The sequence below is a fragment of the Acinetobacter sp. 8I-beige genome (assembly GCF_902505955.1).
GTDB lineage: Bacteria > Pseudomonadota > Gammaproteobacteria > Pseudomonadales > Moraxellaceae > Acinetobacter > Acinetobacter johnsonii.
Map to the genome: position 1 here is coordinate 511,013 of NZ_LR732790.1, position 25,719 is coordinate 536,731.

Here is a 25,719-nt window from a genome sequence, read left to right on the forward strand (position 1 = left end):
CATCTCGCATATTTAATAATGTAATAATTAGATAGCTAAAATTACGAATAAACACTTTTGTGTTTTTTATTGGCTCAATACATTGTTTACGCTAATATTTGAAATTAATGTATTGAAAATGATCAATAAATTTTTAGGATTTCATTTAAAACTCCAATTAGATCGCCTGATTTAACTGAGTTTATTTTGCTGAAATGGAAATAAAGATTTAAGAAATTGAAGTCAGAATTTTTAGGGGGTTGTTATGGCAGAGACGAATTTTAAGCATCCAATTTATGATATTGCCCATCCGATAGTAAGAAGATTAATAGAAAATGAGATTGAAATAAGGAAATTTAAGGCATGTTTTCCTACTTCATATGCATTCCTTGTTAAGCAAAAAAGATTTATAAAAGCCGATTTAGTACATGAGTTAGAGTTATTTTTGATTAGAAAGAATAAGTATGAAAAAGATGAGATTAAAGGGATTATTGATGACCTAATTAATGATCGTCGTTTGTTGGATTATATGATTGGTTATATACAAACTGAGAAAATTACCTCACAAGATGAATATTTAATTCGTTATGTGATGAGTTTAAGTGAGATTTTATGTATTTATAATAAAGTCAAAGAAAAATTTATAATTAGAATAAAAGGGAGTGAATCTGCTGAAATAATATTGGATGATGTTTTAAATCAACTTGAAAGTCAAGATTGGTATTTACCTAATTTAATTCCTGATTGGGATGTGACAGATTTATTACGAGATTATGTTGTATTATTTTTTAATTACCATCAGTTTGATAACGATTCTAAGGTTATAGATAATCAAAATTCAGGACCCCTGTTTCGACCTAGTTATGCACAATTGGAAAATAATATTAGTCCTTTGTTTCGTTATAATCGCCCATTATTAAATACTAAGAAAGCCTTTATAGAGCATTATAATAGTGATTTGAATGAGGCTTTTTTGAAGTTGAATATTCATCTTGATGAGGATCCAAACAAAATAGCAAATATTTTTACAGATTATATTTTAATGTATCAATCTATGCGATTGGATTATTTAAGGAGAGGTACGACTGAAAAAGTATATATTGACTTTGAGCTGAAAAGGCTAGGACAGGTGTCACATAAAATAATTTCAGTACTTGATGGGATAAATAATAGGGATAAAAATTTAGCTCGAGCAGACTCGTTAGTTAGTGCCTTAATTAGTTTGGTTTATTTTGATGAGGTTTTTGAATTAAGGACTTCTAATATTAAGAATAAAATTGATCTTTGTAATTCAATTATATCATCACACTGGAAGTATAAAAAAGAAAATAATATTTACGATGTGGAATTCCGCCAAGAGGTATTAAAGCATCGGAGAGGTTTTTTTGATGATCAAGCTAAATATGATTTTAAAAAACTAATAGAAAGGATATCTGAAATTTTAAAATCTGATGAGAGGTTAGATGTGGAATTAATAAAAATGGGAAAAGGAAGTAGTCTGTTTACACATTTAGAGATCCAGTTAAAAGAAACAAAACTATTTTATAGGATACCTATTCATACATTGTCAGACAAAATGGATAGCTTTATATCCAATTTTTATAGTAGTTCTGAGTGCTCTGAAAGTAAGGATTTCCTAGGTGTGGGTGATATATTTACGGCTATCTTTGGCAGGTCTATTGGGTGAATGCTCACGTAACTTTAGCTTGTGTAGCTAGCTTAGATTTCACGTAATATACAGAGGTCTACAAGCTTTGGTTCTCATAAGTAAGATTACTTTACTTTGTTGCTCTTAGTGGGTTTTTAATATAATGAATATATATCTTAGTATTAGTATATTTATTATATTAACCAATTAGGTTTATTACATACCATTTATTTGTATGTAATAGATAACTTAATGCCTAGTGGTATGTGTTAAACATTCACTAGGATATTATATGTGCTTAATGCTATTAAATGATAACGAATCAAAAATCTTGATTGATGTGGATCAGTTTATACAGTCAATCTATAAAAATGAACTTAATGAAACTCTATTTAAGAATATATTGAATGATCTGGTTCCCAAGTTCAAAGCAGTTTATAAACTTCATTTGCAGTACAGTGAAAGTATCTGTGTCTTTAAGAGAATGGTATGTTCATTAGATAAAATATTGTTAGGACATAAGAGCATTGATGATTTAAGTAATTTTGAATTACGTTACTTATGGAACAATGCTTTAGCTTATTCTCAAGATGTTAATTTAGAGTTACTAGGGTTTAAGAATCAAGAAAAAAGAAATCGTAATGGTTTAGAAGAGTACCTAACTCAACTGACTAAACACTACTCGAAATTGCTGTTTATACGCATTGATTTAAGTATAGCACTAGATCATCAGCATGAAGTCGGTATAGAACAGTTTAATCATTACCTACGAATCTTCATTAACCGTATACAGAATCAAGATACTTGCTTTAAAGACTTACAGGGTTACGCATGGGCAATAGAGCAGGGTGAGAAAAAGGGGTATCACTGCCATGTATTACTGATCTATGATGGACATAAGCACCAAAAAGATTTCGGTATGGCCATACAGGTTGGGCAATGTTGGACTAACATAACAGAGAGGAAAGGTTATGTTTTTACTTCAAACTCTCCTGAATACAAAGAACGCTTTAATCAAAAAGGTATTTTAGGCATTGGTATGATCCACCGTAACAAGCCTGAACAGGTACAAAATGCAATTAATACTGCGATGTATCTGGTCAATCCTGAAAAAGACCATCAGCATTTACGAGTTAAAACACAGAGAATGCGTAGCTTTGGTAAAGGGCAGTATGAGATTGATAAACGTCGAGGCTGTGCCGTAAACGTTTTAAAGGAATGTGCTGGTTTCAAACTATGTGACGCATACCCTTGATACAGAATGCATGTGTAATGTATTACAGCATTACACATGCTATGTAGAATGAATTAGTTTGATAAGCTTGTGCTTAAATTGCTGATTGAAATAAAAAGCCAGTCTTTGATGTAGAAAATTTCTCGTGAAATAGAATCATAAGCATAAGTTGTTATTCACCAATTAAAATGTCTATATAAAATTTAATAACTTAATCCGAGTGGTATTAAAAGACTATACTTGTACGTACTTAAGTGGTATATATTAATATTTACGTAAGTACGTACCTGGTGAGTTATGCTTTATTCTGTGTTTTTTAAAAAATGTTTAGACGATTCTGATGATTATGAATTTATTGCACCAGATCTCCCTGAAGTAGCATTCAGTGCATCTTCTATTGAAGAAGGAATACGACAGGCGAAAATGAAAATGGTTCAAGAATTGCAAAATAATTTTATTCAACCTACTGAAATATCAGTTCTTTTAGGAAGTGATCATCTAAAAGGTAGTCTTTTTTCTGTTGTTGAAATTGAACCAAATCATTTAGGCGATATTATTGATAAAGTGACTATTAGTTTTCCAAGAAGCCAATTAAAAAGAATTGAAGAGGTATTACTAAAAAATCCATCTTATAAATCTCGATCTGGATTTTTGTTAAAAGCAACAGAGGATTTATTAAAAAAAGAAGAAGAAGTATATATGTTGAAAGATGTTCGAGTCTCATCACTTAATTCTTTAAGAGATGATAATCCAGCTTACTATCCAACTAAATTTGCTTATATTCATACATTTATAGAATATGCTAAAAGAAATTCTAAGAATTATGTTGATCTTTTGGTACACAATTTAACTCCACATGAAGTTAGAAACTATCATCCATATTCATTCCCTTTCAATGGGGATCGAATTTTTCTAGAAAATGAATCAAATGTGAAAACCTTTTTAGAAAATTTTAAGCAAAAATATGAGAAAAAAGGCTTCCAAATTACTCAGGAAAAGTATTTAGAAAATGGAAGCTTCAAGTATTGGTTATTCAGAATTTTCTGGGATTCTAATATATCTTTTTTAGATACAGAAATAGCTGAAGAAAATTATACTTGGTGTAATGAATTCGTTAGAGCATATTTGAAATCAGAAGGTGTAATTATGGATGACAGTACATTTGATCCATGAAAATAATTTAAAACTAACATAATAGAGTTTATACAAAATTAAAAATGGGAGCTTAGCTCCCATTTTTAAAGTTATTCTTTAAATAAGGCTTGGATGAGCATCTAAAATTCGAACTAATGTAACTGCTGATCCAGTTAGATAACCTAAAAAAATCACACGATGCTATTCAGTTGAACTTGAAAACCACGTTCTTTGAGTTCTGTAAGTAAGTCCTCAAGCCCAATATTTTGTAATGGTCTTTTATTCGTATTTTTTGTGGTTTCTGAAAAAAAATCTTTAATTTTCTTCATAGTAGCAGGACTTGGTCTAGCACTATTTTTCTTGGAGCTATCCATTTCATAACGCTGTACCATTACATTTGAAATACCAAGAGCACTCGCAAGTTCATTTTGAGTTAAATGAAGAGCATTACGTTTTTCACGAAGAGTTTCGTGAAATTTTGGATTTTCTGGGCTAAATGATTCCATTACGTATCCTTTTGTTGTACTAGATGTTAATTATTGGAACTATATTAGTGCTAATGATTTCAAAAGACAAGTATTTGATGCATCAAATACTTGTCTTTTGAAAAAATACGAGCGAAGCAAGTTTATAGTGCTTTTAAGGTCTTAGTGATGCTGCAATACTAAAAATTATTGATTCTAGCCAATTATTTGATGTTCTTAGGTTAAGAAATCCTAAAATTAACATAATACACGTTATACGAAATTCTTGAAAATTTCATATAAGTATCAATATGTTATTCAAAGACGTCCTAGGGTTCAGCGTACTAGAACGGCTTTTTTATGATTCTTCACGTTCCACGCTTTCGATATGATCATTGCTTCACAAATTTGTTTATCTCAGTTAAACAATTTTGATTGATTATAGGCGGGGAGTATTTTTTAGTTTAACCAATCTGATCAGCATAGAGGTTATTCTTCAACAATGGCACGGTGGGTGAGTTTGCCACGTGTGGTATACAGATAAACTTCACTGATTTCATTAGCTGTACAGCCATCCAAAATCAGGTTGAAGGTATTGCCATAGTAGACGCGCTTAGGAAATTCGACTGTATACGGTTCTACGCCAATGACCTTGCAGTTTGGATTGTTCATTTCGACTTTATCTAGTACATCGTCAACTTCAGAGACCACTTTTAAGCGGGTGCTGTCTAAGACAGTAGACGTAATGACTGTAAATCCAACATAAGTATCGGCAGGTCTGAACTTCACTTCAAGCGCTTCGCCCAGCAGCAGTTTTCTTTTGAGTTGTGGTGGTGGAATATCAATATTTTCAGCACCTTCATAAATACTGTCTGGGTCATAGCGGTCATGCGCTATCGCAGCAGCTTCAGCTTCGCGTTCTTTGGCTTGATTCTCAGCCGCATGGTCATTGAGCTGAGCATCGGATTCATGCTGAGCTGATTCAGCTGCTGTATCTGTTGCAGAGGTCGTGTTTTCAGGTGTTTTATTACATGCGGTGAGTACGGTAAAAATTGCAGCTGTGATGAGCAGTCTTTTCATGGCGGAATGTCCTTTTAAATCGAGAATGAGGGTGAATCCAAAGGGCTGGCTTACTGAGCTGCAAACTGGGTACGTTGCACATATTTCAGAATGCTTAATCCTTTGACATACAGCCATCGGTCATTAAAATTCTCAGCACGATAATCAAAAACTTGATACGCAAAGTCATCAAGGTCCAAGAGTTGCTGATCATGTAAATCTTTGCCTTCTCGAATGAGGGCATTCAAATCACCGCTGTAGATGAAATAACGCAGTGGGTCATCTTTAGGGATGATCTGCCATTGTTTGCTAAGTGCCACAAACGCATTGCAATTTACATTGCCCTCACAACGTTTCACTACAGGTGCTGTGGATGGATTGTTGATGAGTGCCATCACTTGATTCATATCGGCATGGCTGAGACTGGAGCCAGATAAACAGGCTGCAATTGCCCCATATTGTAGAAAGGTCTTGATTTGTTTATTCATGAAGTTAGATCCTGATTATTGTTGTTGGATACTTTATAGAGCGCGCAGCAATGGCTTGACCGCAATGTTTTAGACGAGTCTGTCCATCACAATGACAATGTATTATGCAATTCCAATGAGCATGGCTGATGATCTACAAAGGTGTAGCTTTGCCGAATTACTCCGTCATCGGATCGACGAGATCAGGCAACGTGCCATAGAAATGGAGCACGGGCGGGGAATACGTAGCAAGAATAAAAACAGTCATGATTGACTCCTTAGGTATTTAAGAAGTTCTACCAAATTACTGCTAAATAATGGTGGCAGAACGAAAAGGGGTTAGCAGACTGAACCTAAGAATCAGCACACCCGAAGGTGTCCCCCTCCCGTTCTACCGCAGAGGGGAGCACGAGGGCACACACCAAAAGAAAGAATCTTTTAGTGCACTTAGGAAACGGTCTGCTAAAACCGACTGGCAATGTAGGCCAGCAAGCCCATCATAATGCCAAGCTGAAAGCGGGTCAATTTCATTTCTTAATGTTTAAACCACTGTGGCTTAAATAATAACCAAAAACAGATTGTAAATAATTTCAGATACATAACACCTGAATGAAGCAGAAGCTGAACATTGATTTCATCTCAGGATGAATGAGCAGCTGAGCGATAGCACCCATATTCAGGAGTTTTTTTATGCCGTATCGAGATTTTGATCAGATGGAAGATGCCATGTTCCCGCAGCGTGAACCAATCAAGCCAATGATGCAGAGCTTAGGTCTCAGCAATGCACCGACCACCTTGGCTGTGCTGGGCATGTCGTTGGCAAAGTCATTGGGCTATTCACCTTTCATTGGTGGGATCGCAGGGGCCATGCTGGGCGGCGTGATTCTCGTGATTGCGGATCAGACACAGGCCGCTTGCCGTCCGCCATTGCACAAATAACACGTATCTAATTTCTACTTCTTCACACATTTCAAAATATTCATTATTTACAATCAGGATTATTTTATGGCACATCAACTAGAACACATGGCCTATGTCGGTGAAACCCCTTGGCATGGCCTAGGCAATCAACTCAGCCAAAACCAACCGATTGAAGTCTGGGCACAGCAGGCAGGTATGGATTGGCGCATTGAATCCTCTGATGTCAGTTACATGGCCCAAAACCAACGGGGTCAAAGCATCATCATGCCCTATGAGGAACAACGAGTACTGTATCGATCTGATACCCATGCCCCGTTATCTGTGGTCAGTCAGCGTTATCAGGAAGTGCAACCGAAACAGATTTTAGAATTCTATCGTGATTTAACAGAGCAATCAGGCTTTGAGCTGGAAACCGCAGGGGTTCTGAAAGGCGGCAAGAAATTCTGGGCATTAGCCAGAACAGGGCAAACATCTGCTTTGAAAGGCAAGGATGTCAGTAATGGTTACATCCTCTTAGCCACCGCGTGTGATGGAACTCTTGCAACCACGGCGCAATTCACCAGTATCCGGGTGGTCTGTAACAATACCTTAGCGATTGCCTTAAAAGGTCAAAACTCTAGTGCAGGTGTGGTGAAAGTGCCACACAGCACCAAGTTCGATGCAGAGAAGATTAAACAGCAATTGGGTATTTCAGTGCGTACATGGGATGAACACATGTATGAAATGAAACAACTCAGTCAACGTAAAGTCACACAGACTGAAGCAGCAGCTTACTTTGATGCCGTGTTTAACAACACTAGCCTAAGCAATGCGGATCAAGACGAGGGCATTATTCAGTTCTACCGCAATGTCGCCACCCAAGCCAACCACACAGCCAAAGCTGACAACAAGACTGAACCGAATGGACGAGCGATGTCTAAAGTCATGAGCATGTTTAATGGACATGGTCGTGGGGCAGAACTCAGTTCAGCCAAAGATACCGCTTATGGCTTGTTGTGCTCAATCACGGAATTTGCAGACCACGAGCGACGTGCCATGAGTCAGGATCATCGCTTAGATTCAGCATGGTTCGGTGCAGGCGCAGGCCTTAAGCAACGTGGACTCGAACAAGCACTACGTCTAGTTGTTTAAGTTTCGATTCAGATTCAGGATTTAAGATCAGGACATGAAATTAATATGATCCTGTAAATTTCCTTAAATCCAGACACCTCTTTGCCACATCTCCAGATGTGGCTTTTTTTATGCCCAAAATTTAACAATTACAGGAAATCTTTATGAACTCAGCCGTAATTCACCGAGACAATGTAACACCACATATCCATGCTGACCGTCCAAAACTGTTTACCGCAAAACGTTTCGTAGAGACTAAAAATATGACTCAAGCCGAATGGCTGGAAGTCAGACGCAGGGGCATTGGTAGCAGTGACTGTGCTGCTGCTTGTGGGCTCAATCCCTATATGTCGATGCTAGAGCTGTGGATGATCAAGACAGGACGGATTCAACAAAACATTGAAGATGACAGCGAAGGCCATGCACCTTTGTATTGGGGCAAGCAGTTAGAGCCGCTCGTTGCTGAATACTACAGCATGCACACCCAGCATAAAGTTCGTCGGGTCAATGCAGTCTTGCAACATCCTGATCCCGATAAGCATTTCATGTTGGCTAACTTGGACTATTCCGTGGTGGGTAATGCCGAGGTCCAAATTCTGGAATGCAAAACCGCAGGGGAATATGGGGCTAAGCTGTGGCGAGATGGCGTACCGCTCTATGTCCTTTGCCAAGTACAACATCAGTTAGCAGTCACAGGCAAACAAGCAGCGCACATTTGTGTACTGATCTGTGGACATGAAACCCGCATCTTCAAAGTGACGCGTTCTGAGTCTGTGATTCAACACATCGTCAATGCTGAACGCTACTTCTGGGACTGTGTGGAAAAGGATACCCCACCTGAAGCGGATGCCAGTGAGTCGGCAGCCAAAGCTCTACAACTGCTTTATCCCGAACATGTGCCACTCAGTACGACAGACTTATCTGAAGATGAGCAAGCCAATCAACAGTTTGAACAACTGATTCGAGTACGTAATCAAGTTGATAAATACCAACAGCAATTTGAGCTACTCAAGCACCAATTGCAAGGCCAGATGCAAGAGGCTGAGCGTGCCACCTTTAAAGCGGGCTCAGTGACATGGAAGAAGTCAAAAGACTCGATCAGCTTGGATAGCAAGGCTTTACTCAAATCACACCCTGAATATCTCAACCAGTACCCACAAAGCAAGCAGGGCACACGGCGCTTCAACATCTATTGCAATGATGACTAAAGGCTTTATTCAACTCAGCGCATATCTGCAAAAAAAGCGCAAAACAGCCCCCGCTCCCTGTAAGCACCGAGGTACTTACAGAGAACAAAATGGACTGAATTGCGCTGATGTTTATGCATCTGAAAAATAAATGATTTCTACATATCAACCAGACAACAGTCAAAAATAACTTGAGGACATCAATATGATTAAAGGTTTAGCGATTACACCACCGATATTAGGTCGGATTAGCATCGGTAAGATGGTGGAGAAGAATGGCAAGCACCTGCCTGAAAAAGATGATCAGTTCACCATTACCAGCCAAATCCAAAATAAAGAAGGTTGGGTCAAACACCCCTTAGATGAGCAACTACGAGCTAAAGCTCAAAACCAAAAACTTAGAAGCATTCCAGTACGCATGATCTTTAATGATCCTGAACTGAACTTACGTGCAGAGTACAGCTTATTTGACCGACAAACAGGCCGACCTGTGTGTATTGGTAACGGTGAGACTTGTCAGCGCTTAACCAATCAAGGAGTAGAGCAACATCCATGTCCATCGCCTGATCTATGTCCATTGGCACAGGGAGGGTTATGTAAGCCCTATGGTCGTCTATATGTGAATTTAGATGAATCGGATGAGTTTGGCAGTTTTGTATTTAGAACGACAGGCTTTAACAGTATTCGGACTTTGGCAGCACGACTCCGCTATTACCACGCAGCATCGAATGGTTTGCTGTCATGTTTGCCTTTGCAATTGACGCTACGAGGTAAAAGCACAACTCAGAGTTATCGACAGCCCGTGTATTACGTGGATTTAACTTTGAAGGATCGTATTAGCGTGAATGAAGCGATTGTCATGGCAAAACAAATTGATGAGCAAAGTAAACAGGCTGGGTTCTATCAGGAGGCTTTAGACCATATCGCCAGACAAGGCTTAGCCAATGCGCATTTTGAAATGGATGGAGAGGATGGATTGGAGGTCGTTGAAGAGTTTTATTCGGATGATCAGCAGCAGCCTAAAAGCAATGAAACCAATGCTTTTGATATACAGCAGGAATTGAACGGATCTGTAGTGGCTTTAATTTAACACGTATAGAGGAGAGATCAGCCTCTCCTCTAACTCTTAAACGAAAATTAATTTATAGTTGCTAAATTTTTTCGACTTGCAAGTAAGTGAACATCTTTAGCATTATTAGGGCGGCATAATTTTTTTAGGACATTTTGCTGTGTTTCGGGAGTCCAAAAAATCTTTAAATTTTCACGTGCTCGGGTTATAGCAGTGTAAAAAATACTATGCGTTATTTCATCTTCATTTGCATCAGTAATAACTATTTTTACAGAGTCATATTCAAGCCCTTGTGCCTTGTGAATAGAAACAGCATAAGCTACTTGAAATGGCACAAAAGCATTTAATGAATCATCATCATCATCACTATTGTCAGAATGGTATACTGAGAAACGTACAATAGAATCCCTGATCCACTCAAGATCAGTTCCATACACATCGAATTCAGTTAGTGGTCTACCTAATTCAATATCAAATTGAATCCCTCCAGCGATTTCTGAAATATCAATAATTTTTCCTTTTAAATTATTATAGATGACAGGCCTAAATCTTTCAGTTTCAGAAAATAAAACAGGATCACCAACTCTATATGTATTAACTCCCCAAGTGATTGATTTTCCTGAATTACTACATTGAAGGAATCTATTAATATTATTTATTCCATATAGCCCATCATAATTAAGACATAGAATAATTTCATCATTAAACTTATTTTCAAATAAATTATTATCCAATATAGTTGTATATTGATTGCGAACCATTAATTCAGAAATATCATCTTCAATATTTCTTACTTTCCCCCAAAATGTCAATAAGTTTGGATTAGATGTTCTGTAAGGAGTGGTTAATTCAAATACAGAATTTTTATGTATAAAAGACTTAATAGTACTAAACCAATTTCCAAATTGTATTGATTCAATTTGATATACATCACCAACTAAAATTAGTAATTTAAAATTAGTTTTATTAAGAACATCTAATATGTCTGTGTTACTTACGGTACTGCATTCATCAATAATAAGTAAATCATATTCTGTTGACATATTTTGCTTACTAATATGGCTTTTAATAGTACGAAATTCTGAATTTTGAGCACTAATTTTACGTTTTAGATTGTCGATAGCTGGATTTGTGTGTGCTAGAAATAACTTTTTCTTATCATTAAAGTAATGGGATATATGATCAACCATAGTTGATTTACCAGTGCCGGCAGCACCATAAATGATAGCTACTTTAGAATTTCTAAATAAATGCTTCAATGCATCAACTTTTACTGGATCATCAATTGATACTGGAGAGGAGTTCATCCAGCGGTCAACAGCTTGAGTATAGCCGGCAATTCCTTCCACAGAAAATCCCTGAAGATTTTTTATAATAGTAGAGGTATCATTTTCATATTGATTAATAAAAATATGGCCTTTATCAGACACTAATTTTCGATTTTCTTTATGCTTGTAGTAAAGTTGATTATTGTATTTTTTAATTAAATCTTCAATAGGATTAAAATTTTGTATTTCATTTAATGGGGTATAAAGTATGCCTTTTTGTTCAATATTATTTTTTATATGTCTTGCTAGAAACTCTTCTTTACATTCACGAGAATCTATACTTTCGATTAAATCTATTAATTTAGGATTATGTCCTCTTAATGATGTACAAAAAGGCATTTTTTCGAAAGGAATACAGCTATAAGACAGGCTTAGGTTGGATAGTAATGGGCATCCACGAGAATCATATTGTGATTTTATTATCTGATTGTTCATTTTTAACATTAAATATCTTAGGGTTTTATAACCTGAAGATTTATTTGTACAAAAATTTCTTACTCTATCTATGATTTTAAAAATTTGAATGTTATTAAGGTTGTTTTCTGTCGCTTGTAGTTTTATTTGGTGGTAAGTGTTTTCGTTTGTTTCTATTAAATCTAATAACGTTCCCGACCTTTCAGTTAACCAAGCCATTAGGAATTTATATTCATTGGATTTGGTGTTAATTTGGAGTCTTGATCCTAATATCTTTGCATAGTTGTTAAATTCACATTTTCGAATTGATATTTCCCAATTGCGGATAATTATTATCGGCATGTTGTATCCTAATACTTCGATTGAATCTTTTTGAAGTGTTAAATTGCAAGCATATTCTTTAGAAATATCTATATTTGTAAAGGCGATTATTCTATCGTATTTGTTAACTTTATTAAAGGCACGATAAAAAGTTACTTCATAATAGATCTCATTATTAATATAAAAAGGTCGTGTTTTGTGGATGTAATATTTATCTATTTTGTGATTTTTAGATTGTATTTGATTAATTGAATTAATCTTTTCTGAAATTTTTTCATGATATTCACGAAGGGATGGATCTAAATCTATAGGGAATAGATCTAAATTTTTAAGTATTAAGATATTGAATTTTTGGTTTAATAAAATTCTTATTCTATAAAGGTATTCATAATACTTTAACATTAATCTTTCTGAGGAATCACCATCTAGTGTATAGTGCGAAGCACTTATCTGTAGTAGCTTATGAAATTTACCAAGAAATTTATATTTAGATTGACTTCTGACAAAAGATAATCCTGGTTCAATTAATGGGTAACTAAATTCGGTATATAGTGAGTTGGCTTTTAATGCTACCGAAATACCCTCAATTAGGTTTCTAAGTTGCGATAGAATATTTTGTGAAAGTATTTTTCTCTGATCGTTTAAAGCTTCAATATTTTGACAAATGACTGTGTCCGAATTTTGTATTTGTAATAAAGCAGTCGACATTTTAGTACCCCTTTAATGCTAAACAAAAAATATTTGTGAAGTGATTTTAATAAAATGATTTGTAAACTTTTAATAATTGAGGGCATTGAGTATTAAAGAAGTTTGTCATATAACCTAAAGGGTTTGGTTTACTTATTGAAACTCTTTGAGCTCTCTCATATTGACTATATAAACCTAAATTTTTTAACCAACTTTCTAAGTCATTTATAGATTTTGGTTCAGGAATTAACTTTTCAACAGCATGGACATAATTGATTGTCATTGCAATTAATGAAGATACATCTTTCAATGTAGGAAGACCCTTTTCAAAGTCTTGTAATAATTTTGTAGTACATAGATTCTTATACTTATCTTTAATTTCGGCATTAGAATTTTTTAAAATTGAAATTTGGGATGATGTTAGTTTAGCAGTCGATTTTTTGTGAATTATTCTATTACGCCAATGAATCAAAAGTAGTGGACCTAGCTGTAAGATAGGATCATTAATTTCAAAGTGATCAGTTAGTGCTAAATGTTTTTGGCTTCTATCAGCATCTTTAGGTAAAGTTATATTGCCAATATTTGCAGAATTTATAATTAGAGAGTTATAACTATTTAGTTCTTCTGCAACAAATACAATTGTTGCTTTTAAAGTAAATTGACGGGCATCACGACTCGAATGTTTAATATTTGAGGGAGTCCAAGAAATATTAAGCTCTTCTGGTTGGGTACAGTTACCTGATTCAACACCAGATAGACCTACAGCTATAGTATTAAGATGGTGAACAGTTTTTCCAACTGAATCGATAAACGGCTTATAGGCTGGTGTTTTCATAAGTTTAAATTGGTGTACAGCTAGGAATCGAACCCAGACTCCGGCTTTAAGAGTACTGCTTTAATCGGCCGGCGTTTAACCATTAACTTCTGCACATAATCCTTTGGGATGTTACATTCTTCTTAAACATGATATGAGTTTCAGTATCTCTAGATACTTATACTTTAAAACCTATAGTTGAGCAATATTTTACTATCACTTTATATTGAAAAAACAAAGAAATATTAGAAAGAGAATGAAAATATACAATTACAAGAAAAATGAATTTAAATTTTTAAACTAAGTATGGTTAATAAATATGCTTTATAAATGTTAAGATACTTTTTTCAAAGTTTTTTTTGATATGGGGGGAGGGATGAGTGCTAATAATACTGATCATTCAGCTGAAGCATCTGCATTAGGTTTTTTCTATCAATCTTTGTATGCACTAGATGCACTTCTTGGCTTATCAACAGATAATGCCGCAATATCAATTGAGACTTTAGATGATGTTCAATTGGATCAAGATGGCCAAAATTTACTATATCAATTAAAACATTCTATTAAAGCTAAACCTGCTTCTTTAACAATTAAATCAAAATCATTATGGAAGACGATTAAAGCTTGGGTAGATATCCTCCCTCAAATCTCTATGCCAGATACAAAATTTCATTTGGTTGTTGTTAGTGGAATAAGTGAGGCCGACCCTTTAAATGTATTGGTAGACTCAGCTCAGGAAAGAAGTAGCTTGTTGCAAGCTTTAGAAATTGAGGCTAATCGAGTTATTAGTGAGAGAAAAACTGCACAGGAACTGAAAAAAAAATTACCACATGCAGATCGCAAAGATGGATGTGAAGCTTTTCTGGGAATGTCGCAAGCGCTAAGGAAAAATTTATTCGACCGTGTCATTGTAATATCTAACTCACCGAATATTAATGACATTGAAAACTCTATTGAGCATAAACTAACACTTATTCCTACTATCCATAAAAAAAATATTACGCAAAAATTAGTGGAATGGTGGGACCGACAAGTAATTTATTCCTTAAGTGGAGTTCGTGATCGATATATTTTAAGGGTTGAACTGCTATCTAAGATTATGGAAATTTCTGCCGAAATTGAGCATGAAAAGTTACTGCCTGAATTTGAGAGAAGTGGCGTACCTGCGGGGCATATACCTCATTCAGGACTTATTGCCCAGATTGATTTAGTCAAAGGTAGAGAATCAGATAAAACTAAAGCAATTCGTGAGGAATGGAGAGCTAGAGAGCAACGTTCTAAATGGGTTCGAAAAAACCCAGGACTATCCGCTACAATTTATGAATATGATGTCCTTCTGAAAGAGTATTGGGAGGATAAGTATTTGGCTATGTGCGAAAACTGTGAAAGTAGTGATGAAAGCCAAAAATGTAATGAGGGGCTAGAATTATTGAGATGGACACATAATGAAGCGCCAAATCAAATTCGACCAATTGCTGAAGAGTGGTCTTCTGCATATTATGTTCGTGGCTCTTATCAAGTACTAGCTATTAATTTAACGATAGGTTGGCACCCTGACTATATTGAGCATTTAAAAAGCAAATGAGAATTTCACATGATATTTACGCTGAAATGAATCCAGCATTTTGTGCATTGCTTCTAGCTACTTTTGTCGAGTCGTATGTTAGTACAGGTAATAGATTTCCTGATCTGCCATTAATTTATATAGCATTGCCTTTGTTGTTATCTGAGGAATATATTCAGCAATTTGAAGGTACTAATAAAACAACTGGATTAAGAGAGTGGTTAAGTAGAAATCAAAATTATGATTTAGATTTGAGTTTCCGTTTGAATGGTTGCTTAGATATTGTAAGTGAAGCACTTCAATTTGGTTGCTTTTCTGGATATTTAGAATTAAAAGAAAATGCGCAGATATCACTTGGGGGGAAATTTTTAATAAAATCAAAAATTAAGAGGATTGATGGTGAGCTATTAAAAATAGTTAAATGTGCTGATAGATTGGGGTGTTGGTTTGCACATGCAGGTTCAACGAAAGCAGTTTTTGATATCATGGGGTTAACAGTTTGAATCGTTGGAATATTAGTAAAATTTTCTTTTTTAATGCTAAAGGCGATGAAATTAGAGAAATAACTTTTGATATAAATGCTGTAAATATTATAACTGGTGCATCTGGCACTGGAAAGACAGCTATTATAAAGGCACTCGATTATTGTTTAGGTTCTAGTACTTGTGAATTAGCTGCTCATATTCGTAGGCGAAGTATTTGTGTTGGGGTTAAATGGGTTGCAGGGATCGAAGAATTAATTATAGCTAGAGTTATACCTCCTGTTGGGCAAAAGACTAGTACAAAAATGTTTGTAAGATCTGGTCGAGGACTGGAAGTTCCTAAAAAATTTAAAGATTTAGATGGTGCATGCACTCTTGACTCAGCAAAAGAATATATTGAAAAAGTCTTTGGTATAGGCGATATCAAAAAGAAAAATAATTTTACAGGTAAAACTATAGGTAAGGCATCTGTTAGAAATTTAGTCCCTTTTATGTTCATTACAAAAGAAGTTATTGATAGTGAAGCATTGTTATTTCATGGAATGGATGATGCTGATAAATCTAAAGATTTCTTAGCTGCATTGCCCTATTACCTTAATATATCAAATGAAGAAACTATATATATTGAACAGCAGTTGAAGAAGCTAAAGAATCGGCTAGAATTAGAAAATAATAAAATTAAATCAAATTTTAATTCCCAAGAAGAATGGATAAATCAGGCTAAAATATTTCTAGACGAAGCTAGAAGGGTAGGTTTGAGTTATGAATTAGAAGATGAAGTAAATTTTAATGAAATTACTCAAGCACTCAAAGAAATTTTAAAAATGGATACACAAGCTAGTAGTTATCCAACTAACAGTGAAATAGCATTATTAAATAGTAGCCGAAAGTCTATTCTTGATGAAGTTAATGGTTTATATAGCAAATTAAATGCTACTAAGAAAGTGATTCTTGAGGCTTCTGGTTATAAGGGAACAGTAGCTAGGCAACTAAATAAACTCGAATTAGTAGATCATTTTAATCTCTCGAATACCACTGAGAAGTGTCCTGTTTGTAAATCGGAGTCTCAGATAGGAGTTTCGATTGCTGAGTACTTGAAATCGACTCTAATGCAAATCAGAGATGAGAATATAAACATTAAAAGAGTAGAGCCAAAACTAATAGTTCTAGAAGAAAATTTGAATGCTAGGTTGAGCGAATTAAACTCTCAGTTATCACAAGTAGATGCACAGATTAATTCTTGGTATAGGCAGACAGAAGAATTACAAGAGTATGATGCCTGTTCTAAGCAGCAAGCGCATCTTAGAGGAAAGATATCTTATTTTTTAGAATTATTTTCGCAAGGCGTTGAGCATCAAGATATTGATTTAGAAGAATTATATTCAGAGATTCAGGAGCTGGAAGCTCAGATAGATAAGAGGGCTAAAGAAATCAAACTAAGAAGAGCTGAATTAAAAATCTCTAAATTCGCAACAGAGAATTTTCAATGTTTACCAACGGTTGCGCCATGTATCAATGCAGAATTAGATTTTAATGCCTTAAAGCCTGAAATTAATATCATAGAAGATAAAACAGAATCTGTACTTAAAATGTCAGATCTTGGTTCAGATCAAAACTACTTAGCTATACATATTGCTCTGGCCTTTGCATTGCATAAGTACTTTGAAACAAGAAAAACCTCAGTACCTGGTGTCTTATTTTTAGATCAAATTAGTCGACCTTACTTCCCCTCAACTTTAAAAGATGAAAATGTGATTTTAGGGATTGATAACGATGAAGATATCAATGCACTGGAGAAACATATTGAATTTATTTTTAATGAAACTACCAAAATAGAAGGGTTACAGGTTATTTTGCTTGAACACGCTTATTTTTCAGAAGATAAAAAATATGTTGGTGCAACAAAGGAGCGATGGGGGAAAGGATCAAGTAAGGCTTTAATTCCTTTAGATTGGGATGTTAGGGCAGATCTAAAAAAATAATATATTAGTATGCTATTTCGAATTTCAAAGTATTAACTTAGGGTTTTGGAGAGATAAAGGTAATTGATATTTTATTTTAAAATATTGGAGGATAGGGTTTATGGTGAGTTAATGAATATAAGCTGAAATCTGCTACAATTGTGCTAATTTTAAGTAATCACTTCACTGGTTCGATATACATTTATAATTGTGTATATATTGAAGATTTGCTTTATGTTTAAAGGGCAATTAGCTAAAGAAGTAGCGACTCGCAGGACTTTTTCAATCATTTCCCACTCTGTTAATCGTAATTGAATAATATTCATACTATTGATTAATTGGCTAGAATCTACACCAAATTTACACTATGATGATTTTTAAATAATGTATCTAATTGAATTTATGTATTATTATTTTTTTGTTCGTCCAATCCATCATCGGTGCAACACTGATACGTGGAGATTGAGGGGTTTCAATGTTTTTGTCAGTATTCATTAAAAAAATCAGACTCTTGATCAGTGTTTATCAGCTTTGGCGGCAAAGACATAGTTAACATATGTATTGGAGCAGAAGCGGTGCAAAGAAATATGTGGGAAATTACATGAAAATCAGATGTCGCAAAGCCAAAGCGTCAATCCATTTATTGAGCACGATACAGCACAATGTAATGAGCTGAAATGCATTCATTACCGATAGGAGGATCTTTGGGAGTGGACGAAAAATGAAACTCGATGCTTCATTTTTATTCAGGTATTTCCGATAGCACGCAATACTATCACAAAAATGGAATACATTCATTGAGAGGTATTATCTGCTTTTATCAAGCTTAGAACTTATAATTAATGGTAAGAGGAGCAGCCAATATTCATTAGATACATTGAAATATAGAAAACAGAATGTTTTTTTTCGATAGAACATTCACACTGAAATAGCGGGATTTATCAATCACTATGTCCTAGCAGGATTGAATTGAATTTAGCTTAATCATTCAGTATGTTGAATACATAGAAGAATAAAGTATAGGAAAAGCCGATGTTGCTTTTAGAAGAAATTTTTAAAACTAAAAAAGTACAGCAGAGTGATGAGTTTAATCTGAGAATACATCGTGGGCTGAGTTGGTTAAAGCAAGCATTCCTGCTCGATCATGATCCCGATTTGCAATTTATCAGCCTCTGGATTTCTTTCAATGCGATATATGCACAAGACTTGGGTCAAAGTCAGGACAAACAGAGTCTACGTCAGTTCTTACATTTAATTTGCCAGCATGATGTTGATCATAGAATTTATAGCATTTTATGGGACAAATTTAGTCAACCCATTCGTATGCTCTTAGACAACCAATACACTTATCAAGGGTATTGGGACTATCAAAATAAGAAAATTGGTTTAGAGGTCTGTAAGGCTCAGCTTGAACAGGAAAAGAAGAAAGTGGCGAAAGCGCTACAGCAGAAGCATTCGGTCGATATTTTACTTGTACTGTTTAACCGTTTATATACCTTGAGAAATCAACTGATGCATGGCGGTTCAACCTATAAGAGTTCATTGAACCGCAAGCAGCTACAAGATGGCTGTCAAATTTTATCGGCTTTGCTCCCCGCATTTTTGTACATAGCTTTGGATAATGCCGATAGTCTCGATTTGGGCAAACCTTTTTACCCAGTGGCTCAGGTCAGTTAGTGCTAAAAATGAAGTGTTCAAATAAAAAGACAGTTTACTGAGTCAACTGTCTTTTTGAGGGTTAAGCAATACCATGTCTTTTGCTGTACAGGGTATCCAGCAGAGCAAAGACACCCGCCATTATCACCAGTGTAATACCGACTAAACACGTACTGCTCCAGCCGCCGTGATGCCATGCATAGACACCCAGCGCCGAGCCACACGCGCCGCCAATAAAATATAAGGTCATATAGATGGAGTTCACACGAGACTTCGCATCGGGGCGTAAACGGAAAATCACGTTTTGGTTACAACTGTGTGTGGTTGCAAGTCCTAAGTTAATCAGTGCATAACCGATGATGTAGCTGATGAGTGAACTTCCGCCTAAGTATAGAAAGGCCCAACTGAGGGCTAAAGTCCCACAGCCGACCCAAGTCAAAAGAAGGGTATAACCGCGATCGGCCCATTTACCAATCCACTGGGTGGAGAGTGCACCAAATACGCCGACCAAAGTCACCACGCCGACTAAAACATCCGAAAGTTGAAATGGCTCAGAGGTTAAAAGTAGGGCAATGGTTGAAAACAGCATACTCATGGCAGCAAAAGCAAATCCACCCGTGATTGAGCGAAACACCAAACGAGGCTCTTGTTGCAGCAGACTCCCCATGGACTTAAAAATGTCGAAATAGGTGATTTTGAGTTTTGGTAGTTGCGGCAGTTTTCCTTTCATCAGAAGAGCCAAAGCAAACATGGCAATGCCACTCAGCACATAAATCATTTTCCAGTGCCATAAATCTGAGAGTAATCCCGCCACACTGGTCGATAGTAAGATCCCGACCAATAAGCCACTCATGAGGAAACCGACCACTTCTCCCGTTTTTTCAGGTTTGACTGCCATCGTGGCCAGAGGAATCAGCACTTGTGCTGCAACTGAAAAGAGACCTGTAATAATGGTGCCTAGCCAGAGCATCGATAAGTTGGTGGATGTCGCACAGATAAACAGCCCAGCAGATGCTCCAAACATCAGGAATGGAATCAGTTTGGCTTTGTTCAGCATGTCGCCTAAGGGCACAATGAACAGTAAACCCAAAGCATAGGAAACTTGCGCAAAGGTCACGGTCAAAGCCACTTGTTCTTCTGGTGCTTGAAAGCTTTGCTGAATAGAGGAAATCAAAGGCTGGCAATAATAGTTTGCCCCTGCACATAAGCCGCAGACAATTGCCATCAGCCAGAACAGAGATTTGTCTCGACTGATGTCGAAAGAAGTATTCATAATGAGCCTTTGATGAGGGAATATTTTTTTCAGAAAGACGTTTACATCGTGCTTGAGCTAAATAGATGCATCGTTTCAGAAATTGTATACGAAGCTGGGTCAAAAGCCCAAAACAGGCGAGAAAAGACTGCATAAAAAATGAGTAGAAGATGAAGACATAGAAAATAGCATGACCTGTTCTTAGGAGAGCATTTTCGTCTAATACAATCAAAAAATAATGATATTTAGAATTTCCTGTCAAAAAAATGATAAAAATCTTTAAAAAATTCTGAACGTACCCGTCTAATTTGTATGAAATTGTTGCATTCGATCATTTTTACTCGTAAAGCACACCAAGCATTTGGGGCTGATTGATGAAATATTCATCTATTTAAAGTGTTTTTGCTCAATTATGGTGCATTTCTGCTTAAGACTAGTGTGTCAATGCACGCCATTATCATCCCATAAAATATGAAAAAAACATTTTTGTTGGTCGTTCCCCGTTTCAGATCTACTTAAACGTGATCAATCCCTCCTCGTATTTTTATATAATCCATTTCAAATACACGTTTCAGTCGGGCTAAATTTTGAGCATTGGCATTTTTGATCGATGAAAAATAGGAACAGGCCAATTCTAAGCTTTTGCAAATGGGGCAAAACTGTCATTTAAGTCAATGCCTGCAAAGTTTGCGCGATGGGAGATGGTAAAGCTCTATGAATGACAGGTTCGGGTTAATGTGAACGTGGCGGTTCTTATTATTGGATTGGTCAAAAAGATCAATACTGCGGAATTAAAGTCCTTGGCTTTGTGCAAAAAAAGTGCAGATTTGAGTGTGAAAGGATCTGTAGTTCAGAATTTGAATAGAAATAAATCAATTTTTAAGCGGATTCAAAGCAAATATACGAGATATCACTCAATATTATTTATGAATCACCAGTTCAGTATATGGGTATTTATTAAATAAATAGTGGGTGGTATTTTAAAAAAGTTTCATTAGAATCCAAAAATTCATAAGAACATCCTGTGAGGAAACATTGCCTAATGGGTGATGTTTACTTTAAGAAAAACTAGCTTGAGGGACGCTCATGCAGATCGGAATTCCAGCCGAAACTGTCGTCGGTGAAAATCGTGTAGCCGCAACGCCAGAAACGGTAAAAAAGTTGATCAGTGCTGGTCATAGTGTAGTGATTGAACGTAGAGCAGGTGTGAAAGCTGCTTATATCGACAGTGCTTATGAGCAAGTCGGTGCTACGCTGACTGATGATGCCTATACCGGTAGCCAAATGATTTTGAAAGTACGTGCTCCTCAGGGTGCTGAAATTCAAAAGCTTGCGCCAAATACATCGGTTATTGCCATGTTTGACCCGTACCGTAATACGGAGCTTGATCAATTTGCATCACAACAAGTGTCTGCATTTGCTTTAGAGCTACTGCCACGGACTTTATCTCGTGCGCAGAACATGGACGTATTATCTTCACAAGCCAACTTATCAGGTTACAAGTCAGTGCTTCTTGCTGCGGCAGAGTACCAGCGCATGTTCCCAATGTTGATGACAGCTGCGGGTACTGTAAAACCTGCACGTGTCGTGATCATGGGAGTCGGTGTTGCAGGTCTGCAAGCGATTGCGACAGCAAAACGTTTGGGTGCTGTGGTTGAAGCAACAGATTTACGTCCGACTGCGAAAGATCAGGTGGAATCTTTGGGTGGCAAATGGTTAGACGTACCTATGTCAGCGGAAGAACAGCAAAAAGCAGCCGATGCTGCGAAAAACGGTTATGGCTGGATGCCGGGTGAAGACTATATCCGCGATCAAGCCATTATTGTGGATAAAGCCGTATCGAATGCTGACATCGTGATTACCACTGCACTTTTACCAGGTCGTAATGCACCACGTCTGATTAAGGCGGAAACAGTTGCCAAAATGAAACCAGGTTCAATCATCCTCGATATGGCGGTTGAAACAGGCGGTAACGTTGAAGGTTCTAAGAATGGTGAAAATGTTGTGACTGACAACGGCGTAACCATTTTAGGTATTCCAAACATTCCTTCTACAGTTTCAACTGAAGCTTCTGCTTTGTATGCACGAAATGTCTTGAACTTCTTAGATACTTTATTTGATGCAGAGAAAAACTTTGCTATCAATCCTGAAGAAGAAATTCAAAAAGCCCTTCTAGTAACTCATGGCGGTCAAGTACTGCTGAAGCGTGGTTAAGGAGATAGATCATGGTTGAAACAATTACAATTTTCGTCCTTGCCATCTTTGTAGGTTACTACGTCGTGTGGGGCGTTACGCCAGCACTACATACACCGCTTATGGCAGTAACCAATGCGTTGTCATCGATCATCGTGGTGGGCGCAATGATTCAAACGGTGGGGATTCCTGCAATTGGTGTTGATGCGAATGTTGCATTCCAAAGTGTGAATGTGGTGAGCATTTTAGGTGCGATTGCGGTGTTCTTAGCAAGTATCAATATTTTTGGTGGCTTCGCAGTAACTGCTCGCATGCTTGAAATGTTCAAGCCAAAGCAAAAGAAAAAAGAGGGCTAATATATGGAATTCATTCGAGACTATGCGGATTGGTTCTACCTGATTGGTGCTGTCCTCTTTATCTTAACTTTACGTGGTTTGTCTGGCCCGAAGACGGCAATTCAAGGTAACCGTTACGGCATGATCGCAATGGCGATTGCTGTAGTGACCACCTTCTTTGTGGCAGATCATCCTGTGATTTGGATGATTGGCGGTGCGATGGTGCTGGGTGCGATAGTGGGTATTGCCCGCGCACGTACTGTACCTATGACGCAGATGCCTGAAACGGTCGCATTGATGCACTCTTTGGTGGGTTTGGCTGCGGTATTGATTGCGATTGCGGCAATTCTACATAACAACCAACTGACTGCATTATTTGCACAAAATGAAGCTGCATTAACTGCTGCAGGGGTGCAACATGCACACATGAGCAAGGTTCATTTATTTGAATTGTTCGTGGGTTGTTTCGTCGGTGCGATTACCTTTACAGCGTCTGTATTCGCTTATGGTAAATTGGCTGCGAAAAAATGGGCAAAAACCATTTCTGGTGCATGGGTTAAACCTGTACAAGCGCTGATTTTCCTTGCAATGTTGGCATGTGGTGTGTACTTCTTCACAACAGGCAACATGAATGCATTCTGGGCTATGACTGCACTGGCACTTGCATTCGGTTGGGTGTGGATTGCACCAGTCGGCGGCGGTGATATGCCAGTGGTGGTATCGCTATTGAACTCCTTCTCTGGTTGGGCAGCAGCAGGTATTGGTTTCACACTTGAAAACAATATGTTGATCGTTGCGGGTTCACTGGTGGGTTCTTCAGGTGCGATTCTGTCTTACATCATGTGTAAAGCCATGAACCGTTCAATCATCAACGTTTTGTTTGGTGGTGCAATGGGTGGAACTGCGGTAGCTTCTGCAGACAAAGGCGAACAAGCACAGCGTAACCATCGTTCTGGTTCAGCAGATGACGCAGGCTTCTTGATGTCAAATGCAGACAGCGTTGTGATCGTACCGGGTTATGGTATGGCACAAGGTCGTGCACAAAATGCGGTGAAAGAACTGTGTGAAATCCTAAAAGAACAGGGTGTAAAAGTGCGCTTCGCCATTCACCCAGTTGCTGGTCGTATGCCGGGTCACATGAACGTACTTTTGGCTGAAGCAGACGTGGCTTATGAAGACATCTTAGAGATGGATGAGATTAACTCTGACTTCCCTGCAACAGATGTGGTGCTTGTGATTGGTGCGAATGACGTGGTCAACCCTGCAGCGAAAGACGATCCAACATCTCCAATTTATGGCATGCCAATTCTTGAAGCACATAAAGCACGTACCATTATGGTCATCAAACGTTCTATGGCGACAGGTTATGCAGGTCTAGACAACGATTTGTTCTATAACGAAAAAACTATGATGATCTTCGGTGATGCGAAGAAAGTGGTTGAAGACATGACTAAAGCAATCAATGGTGGTGGACACTAATCCTCTTATTAGATTGTATAAAGACCACCTTCGGGTGGTTTTTTTATGTTTGCAGCTTTTGCTAAGATGATGTTTAACTTTTCAATAAGAAAACAATATGAACATAAATCAGATCTCGTGTCAGCTGCTGTTGATATTTGGTGTGTTCGTTTTGAGTCAAACTACTCAGGCTCAAGTCTTCGAAATAAAAAATGCATCGAAGCACTATGATGTAAAAATGACGAGGAACTGTACGGACAGTAGCTGTGATGGACAAGCCAATATTGATCTTTACCTAAAAGGGACAACACAGCACTTTCAGCATTTTTCCTCGGCTGAATTGACGATGGATCTGGACGAAACTGACAAACCGTCTGTTAATGTCGTACAGCTTTATGGAGAGCAAAGCGCATTAATTTTTGCTGACTTTAACTTTGACGGGAGTGAGGATATGGCCATCCGTAATGGTAACTATGGTGCCTATGGCGGGCCAACCTACGATATTTATGTCTTTCATCGAACCAAGAATAAATTTGTTCTGAGTGAGGAGTTGTCGGCCTTAACCCATGAAAATTTGGGCATGTTTGAGGTCGATCCAAAACAAAAAAGAATCTTAACCTTCAATAAAAGTGGGTGTTGTTATCACATCCGTTCGGAATATATCGTGATTCCTAAACACGGCTTGAGTTTAGTGAAAGAGTTTATTGAAGATGCAACAGTTCAAGCGGGAAAGGTTAAAGTGACAGAGCGAACGCTGAATCGTGGTCGATGGATAGAGAAGGTCCACTATTATGCTGTGGATGAGTACTATAAAAACTAAAAGCCATATTTTAGCAATTAGCTTATAAATTCATTTTGACTTCTTGTATGGTGTATCGTTTTTTCACCCTGTTTAAATCGCTCCGTTTATATGGGCGAACATAGATCATTTTTAAATATCTATAAGGTGTTGATACACTGGCATTGATTTTGCAATTGAGAT

General features: G+C 37.0%; 21 protein-coding genes and 1 tRNA gene. 15 read left to right on the forward strand and 7 right to left on the reverse strand.

The window, feature by feature from the left end; translation table 11 throughout:
* Window positions 1–244: 244 nt before the first annotated feature.
* The 3 genes from GVX98_RS02470 to GVX98_RS02480 all read left to right on the forward strand — a co-directional run bounded on the left by GVX98_RS02470 (window position 245) and on the right by GVX98_RS02480 (window position 4,034).
* Window positions 245–1,666: a hypothetical protein gene (locus GVX98_RS02470; protein ID WP_159127165.1), complete on the forward strand. Its 1,422-nt coding sequence runs from the start codon at window positions 245–247 to the stop codon at window positions 1,664–1,666.
* Between the two features lie 253 nt (window positions 1,667–1,919).
* Window positions 1,920–2,882 carry an inovirus-type Gp2 protein gene (locus GVX98_RS02475; protein WP_159127166.1) on the forward strand — a complete coding sequence of 321 codons (963 nt, stop codon included), beginning with the start codon at window positions 1,920–1,922 and terminating at the stop codon, window positions 2,880–2,882.
* A 276-nt stretch (window positions 2,883–3,158) separates the two neighbouring features.
* The gene (locus GVX98_RS02480; RefSeq protein WP_159127167.1) at window positions 3,159–4,034 is read left to right on the forward strand and encodes a type II toxin-antitoxin system HicB family antitoxin; all 876 of its coding nucleotides are present in this window, start codon (window positions 3,159–3,161) and stop codon (window positions 4,032–4,034) included.
* A 152-nt stretch (window positions 4,035–4,186) separates the two neighbouring features.
* On the opposite strand, the gene GVX98_RS02485 is transcribed toward GVX98_RS02480, so the two are convergent.
* The 3 genes from GVX98_RS02485 to GVX98_RS02495 form a co-directional block, all read right to left on the reverse strand.
* Window positions 4,187–4,501 (reverse strand): helix-turn-helix transcriptional regulator, encoded by a 315-nt coding sequence (locus GVX98_RS02485; RefSeq protein WP_159127168.1) that lies wholly within the window; start codon window positions 4,499–4,501, stop codon window positions 4,187–4,189.
* A gap of 447 nt (window positions 4,502–4,948) precedes the next feature.
* On the reverse strand, window positions 4,949–5,539 hold the full coding sequence (locus tag GVX98_RS02490; RefSeq protein ID WP_159127169.1) for a hypothetical protein: 591 nt from the start codon (window positions 5,537–5,539) through the stop codon (window positions 4,949–4,951).
* A gap of 50 nt (window positions 5,540–5,589) precedes the next feature.
* Window positions 5,590–6,006: a hypothetical protein gene (locus tag GVX98_RS02495; RefSeq protein WP_159127170.1), complete on the reverse strand. Its 417-nt coding sequence runs from the start codon at window positions 6,004–6,006 to the stop codon at window positions 5,590–5,592.
* 693 nt (window positions 6,007–6,699) lie between these two features.
* Here GVX98_RS02495 and GVX98_RS02500 point away from each other — a divergent pair.
* The 4 genes from GVX98_RS02500 to GVX98_RS02515 all read left to right on the forward strand — a co-directional run bounded on the left by GVX98_RS02500 (window position 6,700) and on the right by GVX98_RS02515 (window position 10,293).
* Window positions 6,700–6,924, forward strand: a complete 225-nt coding sequence (locus GVX98_RS02500) for a hypothetical protein (RefSeq protein ID WP_227557090.1) — start codon at window positions 6,700–6,702, stop codon at window positions 6,922–6,924.
* Window positions 6,925–6,990: 66 nt separating this feature from the next.
* Complete coding sequence (locus GVX98_RS02505) at window positions 6,991–8,037, forward strand: DUF932 domain-containing protein (RefSeq protein ID WP_159127171.1); 1,047 nt, start codon at window positions 6,991–6,993, stop codon at window positions 8,035–8,037.
* Window positions 8,038–8,180: 143 nt separating this feature from the next.
* Window positions 8,181–9,224 (forward strand): YqaJ viral recombinase family protein, encoded by a 1,044-nt coding sequence (locus GVX98_RS02510; RefSeq protein ID WP_159127172.1) that lies wholly within the window; start codon window positions 8,181–8,183, stop codon window positions 9,222–9,224.
* 184 nt (window positions 9,225–9,408) lie between these two features.
* Complete coding sequence (locus GVX98_RS02515; protein ID WP_159127173.1) at window positions 9,409–10,293, forward strand: hydrolase or metal-binding protein; 885 nt, start codon at window positions 9,409–9,411, stop codon at window positions 10,291–10,293.
* A 47-nt stretch (window positions 10,294–10,340) separates the two neighbouring features.
* Here the strand turns inward: GVX98_RS02515 and GVX98_RS02520 are convergent, their stop codons facing one another.
* The 3 genes from GVX98_RS02520 to GVX98_RS02530 form a co-directional block, all read right to left on the reverse strand.
* On the reverse strand, window positions 10,341–13,043 hold the full coding sequence (locus GVX98_RS02520) for an ATP-dependent RecD-like DNA helicase (RefSeq protein WP_159127174.1): 2,703 nt from the start codon (window positions 13,041–13,043) through the stop codon (window positions 10,341–10,343).
* A 46-nt stretch (window positions 13,044–13,089) separates the two neighbouring features.
* The gene (locus tag GVX98_RS02525; RefSeq protein WP_159127175.1) at window positions 13,090–13,857 is read right to left on the reverse strand and encodes a hypothetical protein; all 768 of its coding nucleotides are present in this window, start codon (window positions 13,855–13,857) and stop codon (window positions 13,090–13,092) included.
* Between the two features lie 10 nt (window positions 13,858–13,867).
* Window positions 13,868–13,952 (reverse strand) — tRNA-OTHER (locus GVX98_RS02530).
* Window positions 13,953–14,212: 260 nt separating this feature from the next.
* On the opposite strand from GVX98_RS02530, the gene GVX98_RS02535 reads away from it, so the two are divergent.
* The 4 genes from GVX98_RS02535 to GVX98_RS02550 all read left to right on the forward strand — a co-directional run bounded on the left by GVX98_RS02535 (window position 14,213) and on the right by GVX98_RS02550 (window position 19,520).
* Window positions 14,213–15,421 (forward strand): ABC-three component system protein, encoded by a 1,209-nt coding sequence (locus GVX98_RS02535; protein WP_159127176.1) that lies wholly within the window; start codon window positions 14,213–14,215, stop codon window positions 15,419–15,421.
* Window positions 15,418–15,903 carry a three component ABC system middle component gene (locus tag GVX98_RS02540; protein ID WP_159127177.1) on the forward strand — a complete coding sequence of 162 codons (486 nt, stop codon included), beginning with the start codon at window positions 15,418–15,420 and terminating at the stop codon, window positions 15,901–15,903. The genes GVX98_RS02535 and GVX98_RS02540 overlap by 4 nt, the downstream gene beginning before the upstream one ends.
* Window positions 15,900–17,864 (forward strand): DUF3732 domain-containing protein, encoded by a 1,965-nt coding sequence (locus GVX98_RS02545; protein WP_159127178.1) that lies wholly within the window; start codon window positions 15,900–15,902, stop codon window positions 17,862–17,864. The genes GVX98_RS02540 and GVX98_RS02545 overlap by 4 nt, the downstream gene beginning before the upstream one ends.
* A 1,011-nt stretch (window positions 17,865–18,875) precedes the next feature.
* Complete coding sequence (locus tag GVX98_RS02550) at window positions 18,876–19,520, forward strand: HEPN domain-containing protein (protein ID WP_159127179.1); 645 nt, start codon at window positions 18,876–18,878, stop codon at window positions 19,518–19,520.
* A 61-nt stretch (window positions 19,521–19,581) separates the two neighbouring features.
* Here GVX98_RS02550 and GVX98_RS02555 read toward each other — a convergent pair whose 3' ends face one another.
* Entirely contained in the window at window positions 19,582–20,772 is a 1,191-nt protein-coding gene (locus tag GVX98_RS02555) for an MFS transporter (protein WP_159127180.1), read from the reverse strand.
* 1,065 nt (window positions 20,773–21,837) lie between these two features.
* On the opposite strand from GVX98_RS02555, the gene GVX98_RS02560 reads away from it, so the two are divergent.
* The 4 genes from GVX98_RS02560 to GVX98_RS02575 all read left to right on the forward strand — a co-directional run bounded on the left by GVX98_RS02560 (window position 21,838) and on the right by GVX98_RS02575 (window position 25,557).
* Window positions 21,838–22,965 carry an NAD(P) transhydrogenase subunit alpha gene (locus GVX98_RS02560; RefSeq protein WP_004979125.1) on the forward strand — a complete coding sequence of 376 codons (1,128 nt, stop codon included), beginning with the start codon at window positions 21,838–21,840 and terminating at the stop codon, window positions 22,963–22,965.
* A gap of 11 nt (window positions 22,966–22,976) precedes the next feature.
* Window positions 22,977–23,300, forward strand: a complete 324-nt coding sequence (locus GVX98_RS02565) for a proton-translocating transhydrogenase family protein (protein WP_004692331.1) — start codon at window positions 22,977–22,979, stop codon at window positions 23,298–23,300.
* Window positions 23,301–23,303: 3 nt separating this feature from the next.
* Window positions 23,304–24,758, forward strand: a complete 1,455-nt coding sequence (locus GVX98_RS02570; protein WP_004692329.1) for an NAD(P)(+) transhydrogenase (Re/Si-specific) subunit beta — start codon at window positions 23,304–23,306, stop codon at window positions 24,756–24,758.
* A gap of 97 nt (window positions 24,759–24,855) precedes the next feature.
* Window positions 24,856–25,557: a hypothetical protein gene (locus GVX98_RS02575; protein ID WP_004979135.1), complete on the forward strand. Its 702-nt coding sequence runs from the start codon at window positions 24,856–24,858 to the stop codon at window positions 25,555–25,557.
* The last annotated feature ends 162 nt before the right edge of the window (window positions 25,558–25,719 follow it).

Coding starts and splice junctions, on each gene's coding strand:
- GVX98_RS02480 (WP_159127167.1), top strand. CDS start 3,159: ATGCTTTATTCTGTGTTTTTTAAAAAATGTTTAGACGATTCTGATGAT.
- GVX98_RS02495 (WP_159127170.1), bottom strand. CDS start 6,006: ATGAATAAACAAATCAAGACCTTTCTACAATATGGGGCAATTGCAGCC.
- GVX98_RS02510 (WP_159127172.1), top strand. CDS start 8,181: ATGAACTCAGCCGTAATTCACCGAGACAATGTAACACCACATATCCAT.
- GVX98_RS02500 (WP_227557090.1), top strand. CDS start 6,700: ATGGAAGATGCCATGTTCCCGCAGCGTGAACCAATCAAGCCAATGATG.
- GVX98_RS02470 (WP_159127165.1), top strand. CDS start 245: ATGGCAGAGACGAATTTTAAGCATCCAATTTATGATATTGCCCATCCG.
- GVX98_RS02515 (WP_159127173.1), top strand. CDS start 9,409: ATGATTAAAGGTTTAGCGATTACACCACCGATATTAGGTCGGATTAGC.
- GVX98_RS02550 (WP_159127179.1), top strand. CDS start 18,876: ATGTTGCTTTTAGAAGAAATTTTTAAAACTAAAAAAGTACAGCAGAGT.
- GVX98_RS02570 (WP_004692329.1), top strand. CDS start 23,304: ATGGAATTCATTCGAGACTATGCGGATTGGTTCTACCTGATTGGTGCT.
- GVX98_RS02525 (WP_159127175.1), bottom strand. CDS start 13,857: ATGAAAACACCAGCCTATAAGCCGTTTATCGATTCAGTTGGAAAAACT.
- GVX98_RS02520 (WP_159127174.1), bottom strand. CDS start 13,043: ATGTCGACTGCTTTATTACAAATACAAAATTCGGACACAGTCATTTGT.
- GVX98_RS02555 (WP_159127180.1), bottom strand. CDS start 20,772: ATGAATACTTCTTTCGACATCAGTCGAGACAAATCTCTGTTCTGGCTG.
- GVX98_RS02475 (WP_159127166.1), top strand. CDS start 1,920: ATGTGCTTAATGCTATTAAATGATAACGAATCAAAAATCTTGATTGAT.
- GVX98_RS02565 (WP_004692331.1), top strand. CDS start 22,977: ATGGTTGAAACAATTACAATTTTCGTCCTTGCCATCTTTGTAGGTTAC.
- GVX98_RS02560 (WP_004979125.1), top strand. CDS start 21,838: ATGCAGATCGGAATTCCAGCCGAAACTGTCGTCGGTGAAAATCGTGTA.
- GVX98_RS02535 (WP_159127176.1), top strand. CDS start 14,213: ATGAGTGCTAATAATACTGATCATTCAGCTGAAGCATCTGCATTAGGT.
- GVX98_RS02490 (WP_159127169.1), bottom strand. CDS start 5,539: ATGAAAAGACTGCTCATCACAGCTGCAATTTTTACCGTACTCACCGCA.
- GVX98_RS02485 (WP_159127168.1), bottom strand. CDS start 4,501: ATGGAATCATTTAGCCCAGAAAATCCAAAATTTCACGAAACTCTTCGT.
- GVX98_RS02540 (WP_159127177.1), top strand. CDS start 15,418: ATGAGAATTTCACATGATATTTACGCTGAAATGAATCCAGCATTTTGT.
- GVX98_RS02505 (WP_159127171.1), top strand. CDS start 6,991: ATGGCACATCAACTAGAACACATGGCCTATGTCGGTGAAACCCCTTGG.
- GVX98_RS02575 (WP_004979135.1), top strand. CDS start 24,856: ATGAACATAAATCAGATCTCGTGTCAGCTGCTGTTGATATTTGGTGTG.